This window comes from Pseudoalteromonas sp. MIP2626, from assembly GCF_013414205.1.
GTDB classification, from domain to species: domain Bacteria; phylum Pseudomonadota; class Gammaproteobacteria; order Enterobacterales; family Alteromonadaceae; genus Pseudoalteromonas; species Pseudoalteromonas nigrifaciens.
Map to the genome: position 1 here is coordinate 1 of NZ_JAATTW010000131.1, position 459 is coordinate 459.

2 tRNA genes are annotated in these 459 nt (G+C 47.7%); both read right to left on the minus strand.

The window, feature by feature from the left end:
* Positions 1 to 73, minus strand: a tRNA-Met gene (locus HC000_RS18370).
* Between the two features lie 173 nt (positions 74 to 246).
* A tRNA-Met gene (locus tag HC000_RS18375) sits at positions 247 to 323 on the minus strand.
* Positions 324 to 459: the final 136 nt, after the last annotated feature.

Consider the following 459-nt stretch of genomic DNA (forward strand, 5'->3'; position numbering starts at 1 on the left):
TGCGGGAGCCGGATTTGAACCGACGACCTTCGGGTTATGAGCCCGACGAGCTACCAGACTGCTCCATCCCGCGCCTGAAATTGCATACTTATTTAAAGTTGCTTACATTACAACTTGGCTTCCAATTAAAAATTGGTTGCGGGAGCCGAATTTATAACGACTACCTTTGCTGGCTAATGAAGAGCTGAGACCGACAAGCTTTTCCTTAACTAACACTTACAGTAACCTCAATCCCCTAAAGGAAATTGGTTGCGGGAGCCGGATTTGAACCGACGACCTTCGGGTTATGAGCCCGACGAGCTACCAGACTGCTCCATCCCGCGCCTGTATATTTTAAGTCTATCGACTACTTTATTTTAACTCTTAAGCTAGAGTTTACAGAAACCTCAATCCCCTAAAGGAAATTGGTTGCGGGAGCCGGATTTGAACCGACGACCTTCGGGTTATGAGCCCGACGAG